The 16734-nt window shown below is 64.8% G+C and carries 17 protein-coding genes and 1 tRNA gene; 17 read left to right on the forward strand and 1 reads right to left on the reverse strand.

Features of this window, described 5'->3' with window-relative positions; translation table 11 throughout:
- The first annotated feature begins 8 nt into the window (after window positions 1-8).
- From ASG11_RS11740 to ASG11_RS11775, 8 genes are all read left to right on the forward strand, one after another.
- On the forward strand, window positions 9-803 hold the full coding sequence (locus ASG11_RS11740; protein ID WP_055779311.1) for a phosphatidate cytidylyltransferase: 795 nt from the start codon (window positions 9-11) through the stop codon (window positions 801-803).
- On the forward strand, window positions 800-1957 hold the full coding sequence (locus ASG11_RS11745) for a 1-deoxy-D-xylulose-5-phosphate reductoisomerase (protein WP_055779314.1): 1158 nt from the start codon (window positions 800-802) through the stop codon (window positions 1955-1957). The genes ASG11_RS11740 and ASG11_RS11745 overlap by 4 nt, the downstream gene beginning before the upstream one ends.
- The gene (gene rseP / locus ASG11_RS11750; protein ID WP_055779317.1) at window positions 1954-3087 is read left to right on the forward strand and encodes an RIP metalloprotease RseP; all 1134 of its coding nucleotides are present in this window, start codon (window positions 1954-1956) and stop codon (window positions 3085-3087) included. Before ASG11_RS11745 ends, rseP begins: the two co-directional genes overlap by 4 nt.
- 70 nt (window positions 3088-3157) lie before the next feature.
- Window positions 3158-5911 (forward strand): outer membrane protein assembly factor BamA, encoded by a 2754-nt coding sequence (gene bamA / locus ASG11_RS11755; protein ID WP_443024463.1) that lies wholly within the window; start codon window positions 3158-3160, stop codon window positions 5909-5911.
- On the forward strand, window positions 5911-6573 hold the full coding sequence (locus ASG11_RS11760) for an OmpH family outer membrane protein (protein ID WP_055779320.1): 663 nt from the start codon (window positions 5911-5913) through the stop codon (window positions 6571-6573). Before bamA ends, ASG11_RS11760 begins: the two co-directional genes overlap by 1 nt.
- Window positions 6570-7061 carry a 3-hydroxyacyl-ACP dehydratase FabZ gene (fabZ, locus tag ASG11_RS11765; RefSeq protein ID WP_082472727.1) on the forward strand — a complete coding sequence of 164 codons (492 nt, stop codon included), beginning with the start codon at window positions 6570-6572 and terminating at the stop codon, window positions 7059-7061. The genes ASG11_RS11760 and fabZ overlap by 4 nt, the downstream gene beginning before the upstream one ends.
- A gap of 107 nt (window positions 7062-7168) precedes the next feature.
- On the forward strand, window positions 7169-7399 hold the full coding sequence (gene rpmE / locus ASG11_RS11770) for a 50S ribosomal protein L31 (RefSeq protein WP_055779325.1): 231 nt from the start codon (window positions 7169-7171) through the stop codon (window positions 7397-7399).
- 83 nt (window positions 7400-7482) lie between these two features.
- Window positions 7483-7809 carry a PilZ domain-containing protein gene (locus ASG11_RS11775; RefSeq protein WP_055779329.1) on the forward strand — a complete coding sequence of 109 codons (327 nt, stop codon included), beginning with the start codon at window positions 7483-7485 and terminating at the stop codon, window positions 7807-7809.
- A 6-nt stretch (window positions 7810-7815) separates the two neighbouring features.
- On the opposite strand, the gene ASG11_RS11780 is transcribed toward ASG11_RS11775, so the two are convergent.
- A tRNA-Ser gene (locus ASG11_RS11780) sits at window positions 7816-7903 on the reverse strand.
- A gap of 135 nt (window positions 7904-8038) precedes the next feature.
- On the opposite strand from ASG11_RS11780, the gene ASG11_RS11785 reads away from it, so the two are divergent.
- From ASG11_RS11785 to ASG11_RS11825, 9 genes are read left to right on the forward strand one after another with little or no spacing between them, the layout of a single operon-like run.
- Entirely contained in the window at window positions 8039-9040 is a 1002-nt protein-coding gene (locus ASG11_RS11785) for a lytic murein transglycosylase (protein ID WP_055779331.1), read from the forward strand.
- 19 nt (window positions 9041-9059) lie between these two features.
- Window positions 9060-10127: a septal ring lytic transglycosylase RlpA family protein gene (locus ASG11_RS11790; RefSeq protein ID WP_168371731.1), complete on the forward strand. Its 1068-nt coding sequence runs from the start codon at window positions 9060-9062 to the stop codon at window positions 10125-10127.
- 28 nt (window positions 10128-10155) lie between these two features.
- Window positions 10156-11346: a D-alanyl-D-alanine carboxypeptidase family protein gene (locus tag ASG11_RS11795; RefSeq protein WP_055779337.1), complete on the forward strand. Its 1191-nt coding sequence runs from the start codon at window positions 10156-10158 to the stop codon at window positions 11344-11346.
- Entirely contained in the window at window positions 11343-11969 is a 627-nt protein-coding gene (tmk, locus tag ASG11_RS11800) for a dTMP kinase (RefSeq protein WP_055779340.1), read from the forward strand. The genes ASG11_RS11795 and tmk overlap by 4 nt, the downstream gene beginning before the upstream one ends.
- A complete protein-coding gene (locus ASG11_RS11805) occupies window positions 11966-12946 on the forward strand; it encodes an AAA family ATPase (protein WP_055779343.1) in 981 nt (326 codons plus the stop codon). Before tmk ends, ASG11_RS11805 begins: the two co-directional genes overlap by 4 nt.
- Before the next feature lie 52 nt (window positions 12947-12998).
- Window positions 12999-14558 carry a methionine--tRNA ligase gene (gene metG / locus ASG11_RS11810; protein WP_055779346.1) on the forward strand — a complete coding sequence of 520 codons (1560 nt, stop codon included), beginning with the start codon at window positions 12999-13001 and terminating at the stop codon, window positions 14556-14558.
- A complete protein-coding gene (locus tag ASG11_RS11815) occupies window positions 14558-15334 on the forward strand; it encodes a TatD family hydrolase (protein ID WP_055779350.1) in 777 nt (258 codons plus the stop codon). Before metG ends, ASG11_RS11815 begins: the two co-directional genes overlap by 1 nt.
- Before the next feature lie 10 nt (window positions 15335-15344).
- A complete protein-coding gene (locus ASG11_RS11820) occupies window positions 15345-16109 on the forward strand; it encodes an MBL fold metallo-hydrolase (protein WP_055779353.1) in 765 nt (254 codons plus the stop codon).
- On the forward strand, window positions 16106-16714 hold the full coding sequence (locus ASG11_RS11825; RefSeq protein WP_055779356.1) for a retropepsin-like aspartic protease family protein: 609 nt from the start codon (window positions 16106-16108) through the stop codon (window positions 16712-16714). Before ASG11_RS11820 ends, ASG11_RS11825 begins: the two co-directional genes overlap by 4 nt.
- The last annotated feature ends 20 nt before the right edge of the window (window positions 16715-16734 follow it).

Consider the following 16734-nt stretch of genomic DNA (forward strand, 5'->3'; position numbering starts at 1 on the left):
GCCCAGATGTGAACGGGGCGAAACGCTCGTCCGATCTGCCCGTCCGTGCCGTCACGGGCGTGGCGATGATCGCGGTCGCCGCCACGGCCTTGTGGGCGGGCGGGATCTGGTTCTGGCTGCTCTGCGTCGCTGGCGCGATCGTGATGATGGGCGAATGGGCCGATCTGGTCGGTGCCGGGGCGGCGCACAAGCGGATCGCGCAGTTCAGCCTGTCGGTGCCGCTGGCGACGATGGCGCCGCCGTCCTTGATCCTCGAGGTGCATTATTTCTTCACGCTGGGGCTGCTCGCCGGCGCCGCGTTCTTCGCGGTGATCGTCACGCGGCGGCGCGATCTGGCGGCCGGCTTGGTCTATTGCGGATTGCCGGTGCTGGCATTGGTGTTCCTGCGCCGGCAGGATGCCGGGATCGTCTTCACGCTCTGGGCACTGGCGCTGGTTTGGGCGTGTGACATCGGCGCCTATTTTTCCGGTCGCACGATCGGCGGGCCGAAGCTCGCGCCTGGGATCAGCCCCAACAAGACGTGGGCCGGGCTGATCGGCGGCGTCGTCGCGGCAAGCCTGTTCGCAGGTGTGATGCATATCGAGTACGGCCTGCCGTGGCGCATGACGCTGGCGACTCCGGTGCTGGCCGTTCTGGCGCAGGGCGGAGACCTGTTCGAAAGCTGGTTGAAGCGCCGTGCCGGCGTCAAGGATAGCGGATCGATCCTGCCCGGCCATGGCGGCGTGCTTGATCGGCTCGACGGCCTCGTCCCGGTCGCGCCTCTCGCCGCCTTCCTGCTGATCCTGCCGAGATTCTATACATGAAGACCGTGACTATCCTCGGCGCGACCGGTTCGGTCGGCACCTCCACGCTCGACCTGATCGAGCGCGAGCCCGACCGTTTCGAGATCCTCGCGCTCACCGCCAATTGCGATACCGAGAAGCTGGCGGCCGCGGCCATTCGCACCCATGCTAAGCGCGCGGTGGTGGCCGACGAAGCCTGCCTGGCGGACCTGCGCGAACGGCTCGCCGGAACCGGAGTCGAGGCGGCGGGCGGCGCGCAGGCGTTGCTCGAAGCGTCGGCGATGGGCGCGGACTGGACGATGGGCGCGATCGTCGGCTGCGCCGGGCTGGAACCCGTGATGGCGGCGGTGGAGCACGGGGGCATCGTGGTGCTCGCCAACAAGGAGCCGTTGGTGTCGGCGGGCGACGTGATCCTCAAGGCGGCGGAGCGCAGCGGCGCGACGTTGCTGCCGGCGGATTCCGAACATAACGCGATCTTCCAATGCTTCGACGCGAGCCGCCCGGGCAACGTCCGGCGCATCATCCTGACGTGCAGCGGCGGACCGTTCCGCGACTGGTCGACCGAGCGGATGCGCGACGTGACGCCCGAACAGGCGGTGGCCCATCCCAATTGGTCGATGGGTGCGAAGATCTCGGTCGATTCGGCGACCTGCATGAACAAGGGCCTCGAATTGATCGAGGCGGCGCGCCTCTTCCCGGTGCCGCACGACGCGATCGAGATCGTCATCCACCCGCAATCGGTGATCCATTCGCTGGTCGACTATGTCGACGGATCGGTGCTGGCCCAGCTCGGGCCGCCCGACATGCGTACGCCGATCGCGCATTGCCTTGCCTGGCCCGATCGCATGGCCACGCCGATGGCACCGCTCGACCTGATCGCGATCGGCCGGCTCGATTTCGCCGCACCCGACGACACGCGCTTCCCGGCATTGCGGTTGGCACGCGAGGCGCTGGACGCGGGCGGCGCTCGCCCCGCCATCCTTAATGCCGCAAACGAGATCGCCGTTGCCGCGTTTCTCAAGAAACGCATCGGCTTCCTCGAAATTGCCGCAATCGTCGCCGATACGCTCGATCGTTACGATCCGCCGGCACCCGAAACGCTGGACGAGGTTTTGGCAATCGACGCGGGGGCGCGTAGAATTGCAGATGAGCGTGTAAAGGATTGCGTACGTTGATCGAAGCCCCCGGCCTTTTTCTGACCATCCTGGCGTTCGCTCTGGTCATCGGGCCGCTCGTGTTCGTGCACGAGATGGGCCACTACCTCGCCGGGCGCTGGTTCGGCGTGAAGGCGGAGGCGTTCTCGATCGGCTTCGGCAAGGAAGTGTTCGGCTTCACCGACCAGCGCGGTACGCGCTGGAAGTTCGGCTGGCTGCCGCTCGGCGGCTACGTCAAGTTCGCCGGCGACATGAACCCCGCGAGCCAGCCCGACCCGGATTGGTATCTGCTGCCCGCCGACGTGCGCGAACAGACCTTCCAGGCCAAGCCGCTGTGGCAGCGCGCGATCATCGTCGCGGCGGGGCCGTTCGTGAACTTCGTACTGGCCTTCCTGATCCTGATGGGGTTCGCGCTCACGTACGGCGACGGTCGCACACCGGCCGTGGCGCGTGAGATCGTCGCCGGCAGCGCTGCCGCCAAGGCCGGGATGCAGGCCGGCGACCGCATCACCGCGCTCGGCGGTCGCAGCGTCGAGACGTTCGACGATGTCGCCAAATACATCCAGCTGCGCGCCAACGAGACGGTGCAGGTCGATTTCGACCGCAACGGTCGCGCGATGCGCGTCGACGCCGCCGTCGGCTCGCAGACGTTGCGCGATCGCTTCGGCAACGAATTCAAGCTCGGCCTGCTCGGCATCGCGCCGGTCAAGCCGGTCTGGGTTCCCGTCGGGGTGGTCGAGGCTCCGGTCGTCGCGGTCAAGCGGATGGGATCGATCCTGACGATGATGGTCGACAGCATCGGCCAGATCGTCACCGGCAAGAGGCCGGTGAGCGAATTGGGTGGTCCTTTGCGCATCGCCAAAGTCTCGGGCGAACAACTGGCGCTCGGCATTCCGGATCTGATCGGTTTGATTGCGCTGGTGTCGATTAATTTGGGGTTCATCAATATTTTGCCAGTTCCGATGCTGGATGGCGGTCATCTGTTCTTCTACGCGATCGAAGGCATCCGGCGGCGTCCGGTTCCGGCGGCGGTGCAGGAATGGGCGTTCCGCGGCGGATTGATCGCAATTCTGGCGCTGATGCTGATGGTGACGTTCAACGATCTCGGCACGTTCGGGCTATGGAAGAGCCTCGCCGGGTTGATCGGTTGACGCAGGTAAGGCAGGGCGGGCGCGCGATTTTAGGCGGCCCGCGTAATTTCTCCGTTTTTGGGGTGGGATAGTGACAGCGATCAAGGTTTCGAAATACGGCGTGCGCGCTACGACGGCTCTGCTGGCTGGCACGATGCTGTCCAGCCTGCCGATCGCCGCTCGTGCGCAGCAGGCACCGGCCGCCCCGGTTCGCCAGCTTGTCACGCCGGCCCCGGTCGTCGCGCCGGTGACGCGCACGATCAAGTCGCTGCGCGTCGAGGGATCGCAGCGCATCGAGCCCGACACGGTGTTGTCCTATACCAAGCTGCGGGTCGGCCAGGCGTACACCAACGAAAGCCTCGATCAGGCGATCAAGGATCTCTACGCGAGCGACTTCTTCGCCGACGTGTCGATCGCCGGCGCGGAAAAGGGCGATATTGTCCTGCGCATCCGCGAGAACCCGGTGATCAACCGCGTCATCCTGGAAGGCAACAAGCGCCTGAAAGAAGACAAGATCCGCAAGGAGATCAAGCTCGCGCCGCGCCAGATCTTCACGCGGACCGCCGTCCGTCAGGATATCGCGCGGATCGTCGAGCTGTATCGTCGCCAGGGCCGCTTCGCCGCCTCGATCCAGCCGAAGATGGTCACGCTCGATCAGAACCGCGTCGATGTGGTGTTCGAGATCAGCGAAGGTGCCAAGTCGAAGGTCCGCGCGATCAACATCATCGGCAACGAGGTGTTCAAGGATAGCAAGCTGCGCGAGCAGATGGCGACCAAGCAGGCGCGCCTGCTGACCCTGCTCAGCTCGAACACCAGCTATGATCAGGACCGGATGGCGTACGACCAGCAGAAGCTGCGTCAGTTCTACCTGACCGAGGGCTATGCCGATTTCCGCGTCACCTCCGCCGTGGCGGAACTGACGCCGGACAAGAAGGACTTCATCATCACCTATGTGGTGGAGGAAGGCCCGCGCTATAAATTCGGCGACGTCACGGTCGACAGTTCGATCCGCGATTTCGACAACAAGAAGCTGGCCGAGGGTCTGACGATCAAGAAGGGCGACTGGTACGACGCGAAGAAGGTCGAGAATTCGGTCGATCAGCTGAGCGAGACTGCCGGTCTGTTCGGCTACGCCTTCACCGAAGTGAATCCGGAGTTCAACCGCGACCGTGAAACGCTCACGATGTCGATGAACTTCAACATCGCCGAAGCCAAGCGCTCCTATGTCGAGCGGGTCGAGATCAACGGCAACACCAATACGCAGGACAAGGTCATCCGCCGGGAAATCCGTTTGGCGGAAGGCGATGCGTTCAACAGCTTCCAGGTCAAGCGGTCGACCGATCGCATCAACTCGCTGGGCTATTTCCAGGACAAGTTCGAGCTGAAGCAGAATCCGGGGTCAGCACCCGATCGTGTGGTGCTGACCGCCGACGTGGAGGAAAAGTCGACCGGCGAACTGCAATTGTCGGCGGGCTTCTCGAGCTTGGAGAGCTTCATCGTCCAGGCCTCGATCAAGCAGCGCAATTTCCGCGGCAAGGGCCAGGAACTGCGCGCCAGCGTCAATTATTCGAGCTATTCCAAGTCCGTCGAACTCGGCTTTACCGAGCCGTATCTGTTCGACAAGAATATCGCGATCGGCGGCGACATCTTCCGGCGCGACTACAATTCGTTCAATCTGACCGCGAGCGGCGACCGCAACACGACCTATCAACAGGTTTCCACCGGTTTCCAGATCCGCACCGGCGTGCCGCTGACCGAATATTGGTCGCTGTCCGGTCGCTACGGTCTCAGCTTCGACAACGTCACGCTGGATCAGAGTACCTATTATTCCAACGGCGTCTGCGACCCGATCAAGGCCGGGCGCTATCTGTGCGACTCGATCGGCAACCGTGCGACATCGTCGGTCGGCTACTCGCTGGTCTATGACAGCCTGAACAGCCGACTGCGCCCGAGCGCCGGGCATCGCTTCATCTTCAGCCAGGATTTCGCCGGCCTCGGCGGTGACGTGAAATATATCCGCACCAAGTTCGATGCCTCGAAATATTGGGGGATTGGCGGGGGCTTCATCGCGTCGGCCACGGCGGAAGGCGGCTATATCAAGTCGCTCGAAGGCAGTCGCGGGCCCGGCATCGACAAGGTCCGCATCACCGATCGCTTCTATCTCGGCGAGCCGGAATTCCGCGGCTTCGACATTCGCGGTGTCGGCCCGCGCGTCCAGCGCGTGCCCTACGTCACCGATTCGAATGGCGTACAGACGCTGACCACCGACAAGAACAGCATCGTCGACGATGCGCTCGGCGGCCGGGCTTATTATTCCGGTCGTCTCGAACTCGAAATCCCGCTCGGTGCCGGTGCGCGCGAACTGGGTCTGCGGCCGTCGATCTACGTGCAGGCCGGTGCCCTGTTCGGCGTGACCAAGCCGCTCCCGACGATCAGCACCTGCACGAACGGGGCAACCCTCAATTGCTTCACTCAGTCCACCGACGCCAATGGCGTGACGACGATCGGATCGGCGTTCGTTCCGGTGCTGGATACGGCCGGCAATCAGCTCTATTACTTCACGCAGGCTGACGGCGGTCTGGTGTCGACCTCCTGCCGCGCGGGTCTTCCCGACGCCAGCGGCGCGTGCAATGGCATCATTCCCAATACGCCTCAGGGTTCGACGATCTCGCCGTTCCTCGAGCGCTTCGTCGGCAACTCGGCCAAGCCCCGCATCTCGATCGGTGCCGGCGTCAACTGGACCTCGCCGTTCGGGCCGCTGCGCATCGACGTGGCCTATGCCCTCGTCAAGGACAAGGGCGACGACACCAAACTCGTAACATTCAACGTAGGGACAAGTTTCTGATGAACACGAACACAAAGATGCTGCTGATCGCCATTCTCGCGGCCCCCGCCGCGACGCTCGGCGCGGCCCAGGCCAATGCTCAGGCGGTCGCGGTCGCCGATCCGCAGGGGGCGATCGCCAACACCAAGGCGTTCGGCGCCGCGGTCGCGCAGATCAAGACCACCTACAAGACTCAGCTCGATCAATCCACCGCACGCCGCGCCGCCGTCCAGAAGGAAATCGAGGCGCTCGCGCTTGCTCTCGATACCGACAAGAACGGCCAGGTCAGCCAGCAGGAACTGGAAGCCGCTCAGGCTGCCAAGCGTCCCGAGATCGCCGCGATCCAGCAGAAGCAGGCCGCGGTCCAGCAGGAAGTCAGCCGCCTAGAGGCACCGGCCGCACGCGCGCAGCAATATGCCGCCGAGCAGATCGCGATGAAGTACGAAGCTGCGCTGCAGTCGGTCGTTTCCAAGCGTAGCGTTCAACTGATCGTTCGTCCGGATGCGGTGATCTTCGCCCAGCCGGCGGCGGACCTGACCCCGGCGATCACTGCCGAACTCGACACGGTCGTGCCGAGCGTCAGCACCACGCCACCGGCGAACTGGCAGCCGGGCCAGGCTGGTGCCGCGCAGGCTGCTCCGGCCGCGACGACCGCTCCGGCCAAGAAGCCGACCACGCGGTGAGTGAAGACGCAGTCCAGGCTGCGGAGGCGGTGACGCTTGGTCCGCTCGATATCGGGCGGATCATGGCGGCTCTGCCGCATCGTTATCCGATGCTGTTGGTCGATCGTGTCGAGGAAGTGATCCTCGACCGGTCGATCGTGGCGATCAAGGCGGTGACGATCAACGAGCAGTTCTTCCAGGGGCATTTCCCTGGACGGCCGATCATGCCCGGCGTACTCATCGTCGAGGCGATGGCGCAGGCCGCAGGCATCCTCGCGCTGGAATCGCTCGGGCTCGCCGGTACCGGCAAGCTCGTCTATTTCATGTCGATCGACGAAGTGAAGTTTCGCAAGCCGGTCGAACCCGGCGTGTTGCTGCGCCTTGAGGTCGAGATCGTGCAGAAAAGCTCGCGCAGTACCAAATTCGCCGGTCGCGCGCTGATCGACGGGAAGCTCGCCGCCGAGGCGAAGTTCATGGCGATGATCGCGGATCCGCCCAAAGCCGGCTGACCGGTCAAGCCACCTCGGCTTAAACACCTTGCTCTACTTGGGCGCGGCGTGTAGTGCGCCGCGCTTGTCCCGGCTGGTCGGAAACCAGCCACTGACGGAGATTGATCATGAAGAAGAACATTCACCCCGATTATCACACCATCAAGGTGCAGATGACCGACGGCACCGTGTACGAAACCCGCTCCACCTGGGGCAAGGAAGGCGACACGATGACGCTCGAAATCGATCCGCTCGCGCATCCGGCCTGGACCGGCGGCCGTGGCACGATGCTCGACACCGGTGGCCAGGTTGCGCGCTTCAACAAGCGCTTTGGTGGCCTCTCGTTCGGCAAGAAATAATATCCTGCCTGGTGCGTCGTTCTTAACGGCGCATTAGGCATCGCAGGACTAGGCTTTCCCTCGTTATCGACGAGAGGAAAGCCATGTTCGCCGCCGAATTCGAATCCGCCGAGGTAACCGGACACCGGCGTGCCCCGCGCGCTCCGGTATCGATCAACGCGCGCGTCGGTCGCGGCGGTTTTTATCGCACCTTGTGCAAGGTCACCGATCTCACGATCCACGGCGCACGGCTCCAGACCTATTCGGCGATGCGCAAGGGCGACACGATCTGGCTGACCTTGCCGTTGATCGGGCAGGTCGCGGCCACGGTGATGTGGGCCGACGATTTCGAGGCCGGCTGCCGTTTCGGCCACCCGCTCGACACCCACGCCTTCGACGAACTGACGGCCTTGGCGACGCCCGTCACCTGACGGATCTGGCGGAAGGGGTGGGATTCGAACCCACGGATACTTGCGCATCGGCGGTTTTCAAGACCGCTGCAATCGACCACTCTGCCACCCTTCCGGCACCGTCCGCATAATCGCCCTGCGCCGCTTTGTGCAAGCACTGCGACCATCGGGGGTTCATGTCGCCGACACGGTGTGGCAAGGTCGCGGTATGTGGGGACGGTTTAGAAAGAAGTTCTGGGTCGGCGCGGCGATGGCTGCGGCGGCCTTCGTTTTCAGCGGCGGGCCGGCGGCGGCACAGGACGAAGCGGGCTTTCAGGCGTATCTCGTCCAGCTCCGTGCTCAGGCCATCGCCAAGGGCGTCAGCGCGCGCACGCTCGATATGGTCTTGCCGACGCTGACGCTCAACACCCGCGTGATCGAACTGGATCGCGCGCAGCCCGGTGCCAGCCCCAACGCAGCCGTGCCCAATTTCGCACCGTATCAGGCCCAGCATGTCGGCGCGGCGATAATCGCGCGCGGGCGGAGCGCCTATCAGTCGCAACGCTGGCGGCTGCAAAGAATCGAGGATCAGACGGGCGTGCCCGAATCGGTGATGGTCGCGATCTGGGGGCATGAGACGAGCTACGGCGTGGTGATGGGCGGCTTCGATCTGCCGCGCGCTCTCGCCTCGCTCGCCTATGAAGGGCGGCGGCGGCAGTTGTTCGCGGACGAATTCATCGCCGCGATGCAGATGGTCGATCGCGGCGTGCCGGTATCGCAGTTGAAGGGTAGTTGGGCCGGAGCGACCGGCGGGCCGCAATTCCTGCCCTCGGTCTATCTGCGCCTGTCGCGCGACGGCGACGGCGACGGGCGGGCGGATATCTGGACCAGCCCGGCCGACACCCTGGCCTCGATCGGCAATTATTTCACCAACGCCGGATGGCGCCGCGGCCAGCCCTGGGGCCTGGCCGTGACCGTGCCCGCCCAGTTCGATCGGTCCGGCATCGCCAACCGGCTGATCTCGCCCCGCTGCGAACGGGTGTTCGCACGGCATAGCGGCTGGAAGACGATCGGCGAGTGGCGTGCATTGGGGATCAGCCCGCAGACGCGTACCTGGCCGGACGATCGCGTGCTGGCGACGTTGCTCGAACCCGATGGCCCGGGAAAAACCGCATACCTGCTAACCGGAAATTATCGGGTCATCCTCGATTACAATTGCTCGAACTTTTACGCACTTTCAGTCGGGCTGCTCGCGGATGCTGTCGAACACTAAGATCTTTCTAGGTTTCACCATGGTTCTCGCCGGGTGCGGTGGGGCGGTATTCGCCGACGTACCGCGTATAGCGAACGCGCCCGCCGGTCTTCGCGATGCGCCGCCCGCCTCGGCACCCGAATTGGACCGAGCGGGCCATGTGCTGCAGGGGGATTACCCGCCCGAACCCGGTGTTCCCGCACAAGATTTCGCACCCGAACCGGCCCGTCGACAGGCACACCCGCCGCGCACCGGCGCCGGTTATGACGCACCGCCGCCAGCGCCCGTACCGGATGGCCAATCCCAACCGACCGACATGCCCCCGGCGGTCGCCGCCAGCACCGGCCCGCGCGGCACTTCGGGCGAGGCGCAGCGCTACGACACGGTCGGCTACGCCACCTGGTATGGCGAAGAAATGCAGGGCAGCAACACCGCATCCGGTCAGCCGTTCGACGCAAATGCGATCACCGTCGCGCATCGCACGCTGCCGCTGGGGTCGATCGTCGAGGTGACCGCACTGGATACCGGCCGCACGATCCTCGCGCTGGTCAACGATCGCGGGCCGGGCCAGCGTGATCTGGAAATCGATCTGTCGCGCGGCGCGGCACAATTACTCGGCGTGACCGCCGCCGCTCCGGTGCGCGTCCGTCTGGTGAATGCGACTCCACCCGACCTGATGGCGCTCCGTTCGGGTCATCCAGCCTCGCCGCGAATCGATGCGCCGCAATCCCTGCTGACGGCGTTGCGCCGGAAATTGCCGCTACGGGCCATGCCGATTGCACGACCGGCCGCTGCGTCCATCCCTGCGCCGAAGCCGCGTCCGGCCCGAAGGCCCCTTCCGATGACGGACATGCCACCGGCACGCCCCGAACCACAGCCCATACCGGCTCCGATCTCCACTTCGGGCATCTTCGTGCAGGTTGCGGCGTTGTCCAACGAATCGAAAGCCAAGGCGCTCGCCACCCGGCTCAACGGGCGCGTGCAGCGCGTCGGGGCGATCTACCGCATACAGATCGGGCCGTATGCAAATACCGCTTCGGCGAAAGCCGCGCGTGACGGCGTCGCCCGGCAGGGCTATGGGGATGCTCGTATCGTGCAAACGAACTGAGTTCACCCTTAAGCGTCACGGACTGTCGATGAAGAATCTGCCGATCAAGAAACTCCTGGCTGCCAGCGTCCTGACGCCGGCCTTGCTCTTCGCCAGCGCGGGCATCGCGGCGGCACCCGATTTCCCGACGCCGGCCCCGGTCGCCTATCTGACCGACCTGACGACCGGCGCGGTGTTGTTCTCCAAGGACGCCGATCGTCGCATGCCGCCGGCCTCGATGGCCAAGATGATGACGGTCTACGTCGCCTTTGACATGCTCAAGAAAGGCGAGCTGAAACTCGGCCAGACCTTCCCGGTGCGCCCGGAGACGTGGCAGAAATGGCATGGCCCGGCCGCGGGCTCGACGATGTTCCTGTCGACCGGCGAGAATGTCAGCGTCGAAAATCTCCTGAAGGGGATCGTCACGCTCTCCGGCAACGACGCCTGCGTCGTGCTGGCCGAGGGGATTTCCGGCACCGAAGCGGCATTCACCGATCGGATGAACGAGGCGGCCAAGCGGCTCGGCCTGAGCAACAGCCATTTCGGCACGTCGAACGGCTGGCCCGACAATGGCGTGACCTATGTCACCGCGCGCGATCTGGCGAAGCTCGCCGCGGCCACGATCCAGGATCATCCGGCGCTCTACAAGAAGTTCTATTCGTTGCCGAATTTCACCTGGGGCAAGACGCTGGGGGCAGGGGCGGACATCACGCAGGCGAATCGCGATCCGCTGCTCGGCCGCGTCGCCGGTGCCGATGGCCTGAAGACCGGGCACACCGACGAAGCCGGCTACGGCTTCACCGGGTCGGCGATGCAGAACGGCCGCCGCCTGGTGATGGTGATGGCCGGGCTGACCAGTGCCAACCAGCGGATCCAGGAATCGGTCAAGTTCATGGATTGGGGCTTCCGCGCCTGGCAGTCCAAGCCGGTCGTGCGCAAGGGCCGCAAGGTCGAGACGGCCGAGGTGCAATTAGGCAATGCCGCGACGGTCGGCCTTGTCGCAGGCACCGATCTCGCCGTGACGTTGCCGTCCGGCGCGTCGCCGGCTTTGCAGGCCCGCGTGGTCTATGACGGGCCGATCAAGGCACCGATCAAGGCTGGGCAGCATATCGCTGATCTGGTCGTGACCTCGCCGGGCCTGCCGTCGCAGACGCTGCCTCTGGTCGCCGAGAGCGATGTGGGCGAGGCCGGGTTCTTCGGTCGCGCCTGGGCCGGGCTCAAGGGTCTGTTCGGCGGGTGAGGGGCCGCTTCATCTCGCTCGAAGGCGGCGAGGGAGCGGGCAAATCCACGCAGGTTCGCAGGCTCGCCGAGGCGCTGGCCGCGCGCGGCGTCGAGACGCTGGTCACGCGCGAACCGGGCGGCAGCGAAGGTGCCGAGGCGATCCGGGGCTTGCTGATGTCGGGTGAGGTCGCTCGGTGGAGCCCGCATAGCGAGGCGCTGCTGTTCGCCGCCGCACGTGCCGATCATGTCGAGAAGACGATCCAGCCGGCATTGGGCGCGGGCGTGTGGGTGATCTGCGACCGTTTCATCGACAGCAGTCGCGCATATCAGGGCGTGGCGGGCGGGATCGACGACGCCGCGGTGCTGGCGCTGCACGGCTTTGGATCGCGCGGAGTGCTGCCCGATCGCACTTTCGTGCTGGAAGTACCGGTCGCGCAGGGCCGTGCGCGCGCCGAAGTGCGGGACGGCGCGGCGGCGGATCGCTTCGCTGCGCGCGGCGACGAGTTTCACGGCGCGGTCGCGTCGGCCTTTCGGGGATATGCCGAGCACGAGCCGGATCGGGTGCGGCTGATCGACGCGTCGGCCAGCGCCGAAGCGGTCACGGAAGCGCTGCTGGCGGGCCTTGCCGACCTGTTGTCATGAGCCTGCCGCTGGGCAACTCGGCGGCGCACGCCGCCTTCGCCGCGGCGATGGACAGCGGTGCGCTGCACCACGCCTGGCTGTTCGCCGGGCCGGAAGGCGTGGGCAAGGCCAGTTTCGCGCGGATCGCGGCCCTGCGGTTGCTGGCGGACGGCGCGGCCAAATCCCCGTTGCCGCCGGGTTATGACGTCCCGGCCGACAATTATACGCGCAACCTGATCGCCGCCGGATCGCACCCCGACTATCGCGAGCTCGCCCGCGCGCCCAAGGACGCCGACAAGCCCGGTCAGGATCTCGCCCGCTCGATCCCGATCGCCCAAGTGCGGGCGTTGCAGCCATTGTTCGCGGTGACGCCGAGCATGTCCTCGCGCCGTGTGATCCTGATCGACGCGATCGACGATCTCGAACGCGCCGGTGCCAACGCCTTGCTCAAGAATTTGGAGGAGCCGCCGCAGGGCACGATCTTCCTGCTCATCAGCCACGCGCCCGGGCGTTTGCTGCCCACGATCCGTTCCCGCTGCCGTCTGCTGCGTTTCGAATCGCTCGATGATCGTACGATGGAACAGGTGCTGCGCGGGCAACAGCCCAACGCGCCAAATGCGGAGATCGCCGCCCTGATCGCGGCGGGGCAAGGTTCGCCGGGTCGGGCTTTGGGCTTTGCCGGCTTGGACATGGCCGCGCTCGACAGCGCGATGGCGGCCATCGCCCGCGACGGCGATCCGAGCAACGCCCAGCGTTCGAAGCTCGCCAAGTCGCTCGCCCCGAAGGCCGCCCAACCACGATACGAAGCCTTCCTCGAACGTGCGCCTGCCTTCATCGCCGCCAGCGCCCCGGGCCGGCAGGGGGCGGCCTTGCGAACCGCGCTCGACAGTTATGATGCGGCACGGTCGCTGGCCGCGAGTGCGCGGGGCCTTTCACTCGATGCGCAGGCGACGGTGTTCGAGATGGCTGGATTTGTGGCGACGCTCGCACCGCGTTGAATCTGCTATCGCAGCAGTTCCAGTCCCCCCAAAACCGCGCTAGAGCCACGCCATGGCCGAACCCTATTACATCACCACCGCGATCAGCTATCCCAACGGACGCCCCCATATCGGCCACGCCTACGAAGCGATCGCCGCCGACGCGATCGCCCGTTTTCACCGCCAGGCCGGGCGCGATGTGAAGTTCCAGACCGGCACCGACGAACATGGCCTGAAGATGGTCCAGGCCGCGCGCGACAAGGGCGTTGCCGTTTCCGATCTTGCCGACGAAATGTCGGGCTATTTCCGTGCGATGAACGACGCGCTGAACATCAGTTATGATCGTTTCATCCGCACTACCGAACCCGGTCACCACAGGGCCAGCCAAGCGATCTGGCAAGCGATGGCCGACACCGGAGACCTGTATCTCAGCCGCTACGAAGGCTGGTATTCGGTCCGCGATGAGGCGTTCTACGAGGAAAAGGAACTGACCGAGGGGGAAGGGGGCGTCAAGCTCTCGCCCCAGGGTACGCCGGTCGACTGGACCGCAGAGGAAAGCTGGTTCTTCCGCCTGTCGAAATACCAGCAACCGCTGCTGGACCACATCGCGGCCAACCCCGATTTCATTCGCCCCGAAAGCCGCCGCAACGAAGTGGTGAAATTCGTCGAGGGTGGCTTGATGGACCTGTCGGTCTCGCGCACCAGCTTCGATTGGGGCGTCAAGGTGCCGGGCAGCGACGGGCATGTCATGTATGTCTGGGTCGATGCGCTGACCAATTATCTGACCGGCGCGGGCTATCCCCACGATGCGGACGCGCTGGCGAAATGGTGGCCCGCCGATCTGCATCTGATCGGCAAGGATATCGTGCGATTCCATGCCGTTTACTGGCCGGCGTTCCTGATGTCCGCGAAGCTGGCTTTGCCCAAGGCCGTATTCGGTCACGGCTTCCTGCTCCACCGTGGCGAGAAGATGTCGAAGTCGATCGGCAACGTCGTCGATCCGATCGGATTGTCGGACGCGTTCGGCGTCGATGCGCTACGCTATTTCCTGCTCCGCGAAGTCAGCTTCGGGCAGGATGGCAGCTATTCCGCAGACGCCATCGTCACGCGGGTGAATGCCGAACTGGCCAACAGCTTCGGCAATCTGGCGCAGCGTACCTTGTCGCAGATCTTCAAGAATTGCGGCGGCGGGTTGCCGGAAATCCATGGCCTCGATCCGGCCGACGATGCGCTGTTCGATGTCGTCGACAAGGCAGTGCGTGGTACGATGCCGACAGCCTTTGGCGACCTGGCGCTATCGCAGGGCATCGAGCAGTGGATGCAGGCAGTCTATGCGTGCAACGCCTATGTCGACGAGCAGGCCCCGTGGGCGCTGCGCAAGACCGATCCTGCCCGGATGGAGACGGTGCTGGCCGTGCTGTATATCTGCATCGCGCAGCTGACGGTGGCGATCGCCCCGATCATCCCGGCAAGCGCGAAGATTCTGCTTGATCGCATGGGGATCGCCGAGGATCTGCGCACCTTCAGCGCGATCGGATCGCATTGGTATTCGCCGATGGCCGAAAGCGACTTCAAGATCGATCAGCCGGTCGGCCTGTTCCCACGCCTCGAACTCCCAACCGAAGCCGCCTGATGCTCGCCGACAGCCATTGTCATCTGAATTACAAGGGCTTGGCCGAGGATCAGCAGGCCGTGTTGCAACGCGCCCGAGCGCGTGGCGTCACCGCCATGCTCAATATCGCAACGCGGGAGAGCGAGTGGGACGATGTTCTCGCCACGGCCGAGCGTGAGACTGAAGTCTGGGCCACGGTCGGCATTCATCCACATGAGGCGGACAAGCACGCGCACATCGATACCGCCAAGCTGGTGGCGCGCGCGCGCCATCCCCGCGTGGTCGGAATCGGGGAGAGCGGGCTCGATTATTATTACGACCATAGTGACCGCGAACGACAGCAGATCAGTTTCCGGGCGCACATTGCGGCATGCCGCGAAACGCAGTTGCCGATCGTCGTCCATACCCGCGATGCCGAAGAGGATACGGGGGCGATCCTGCGCGAAGAGATGGGGAAGGGGGCCTATCCCGGCGTCATCCACTGTTTCACCGCCAGCGGTGCGTTTGCCGACATCGCGCTCGACCTCGGCTTCTACATCTCGATTTCCGGCATCGTGACGTTCAAGAACGCCAGGGATCTGCAGGAAACCGCCGCACGCCTGCCGCTTGAAAGGCTGCTGATCGAGACCGACGCTCCGTTTCTCGCGCCCGTGCCGCACCGGGGCAAAACCGGCGAGCCGGCGTTCGTTGCCGACACTGCCAAGTTTCTGGCGGATTTGCGGGGCGAGAGCGTCGAGCGACTGACCGAGGCGACCGCGCGGAATTTCCACACGCTCTTCGCCAAGACGGCCGCATGAAGGCTGTCGCGTGAAGGTTCGCATCCTCGGCTCCGGCACCTCGTCGGGCGTTCCCCGTATCGGCAATGATTGGGGCGTGTGCGATCCGACGAACCCGCGCAACCGCCGCACACGGGCTTCGATTCTCGTCGAGTCGGCGACCACGCGCATCCTGGTCGATACCAGCCCGGACATGCGCGAACAGCTGCTTGCCGCCGACGTGTCCGATGTCGATGCGGTGATCTGGACGCACGATCACGCCGATCATTGCCACGGCATCGACGATCTGCGGCAAGTGTATCATGCGAAGGGCGTGCCGGTGCGCGGATTGGCGCGGGCGGAGACGCTCGATCATCTGACCGCGCGGTTCGCTTATGCGTTCAGCGGGCGCACGGGCTATCCGCCGACCGTCGCCGGCGAGGTGTTGCCCGATGAATTGCAGATCGGGGATATCCGGCTAAGCGTCGTCGATCAGCCGCACGGCAATATCCATTCCGCCGGCCTGCGCTTTGCATGCGCCGGCAAGTCGATCGGTTATGCCACCGATTTCAATATCTTAACCGATGATATGCGAGCCCTGTATCAGGATCTGGACATCTGGATCGTCGACGCCCTGCGCAGGTCTCCTCACCCGTCCCATCCCGAACTCTCGGCAGTGTTGGATTGGATCAGGGAGCTGCGACCAGGCAGGTCGGCGTTGATCCATATGGACCATTCGATGGACTATGCCGCGCTTGTGGCGGAGTTGCCCGACGGGGTGGAGCCTGGGTATGACGGCTTGGAATTGACGGCATGAGCGACCGGGGTGCCGACGTCGCGTATCTGGCGCTCATGTTGATCCTGCCCGTGTCGGCGCTGATGGCACGGCGCTTGCCGATCGGTAGCGTCATGAAGATGGTTCTGGCCTGGGTGGCGATCTTCGGCGTGCTGATCGTCATCGTCGGCAATTGGGGTCGCGTTGCGCCCATGCTGCAGCCGATCGCGGATACGCTGGGCATCAGCGACCAATCCGTGTCCGGATCGACGGTGCGGATCCGCATGGCGCAGGACGGGCATTTCTGGGCGGCGGTGTCGGTCAACGGCGTTGCGCGGCGTATGCTGGTCGATAGCGGCGCGACCACGACGGCCTTGTCGTCCGCCACGGCGGAAGCGGCGGGCCTGGATTTGAGCGAGAGCATCATGCCGGCGGTGCTCGATACCGCCAACGGCCCGGTCACCGCGAAACACGCGACGATCGCCAAGCTCGACATCGGCGGCATTCAGGCGATCGATCTGCCGGCGGTGGTATCGCCGGCATTCAGCGACACCGACGTGATCGGAATGAATTTCCTGTCGCGGCTCAAATCCTGGCGGGTCGAGGGGGAAATGCTGGTTTTGGAGCCGAAGGGATCGGATAATTGAACCCACACGCGAAACGTCAG

Source organism: Sphingomonas sp. Leaf357, assembly GCF_001423845.1.
GTDB lineage: Bacteria > Pseudomonadota > Alphaproteobacteria > Sphingomonadales > Sphingomonadaceae > Sphingomonas.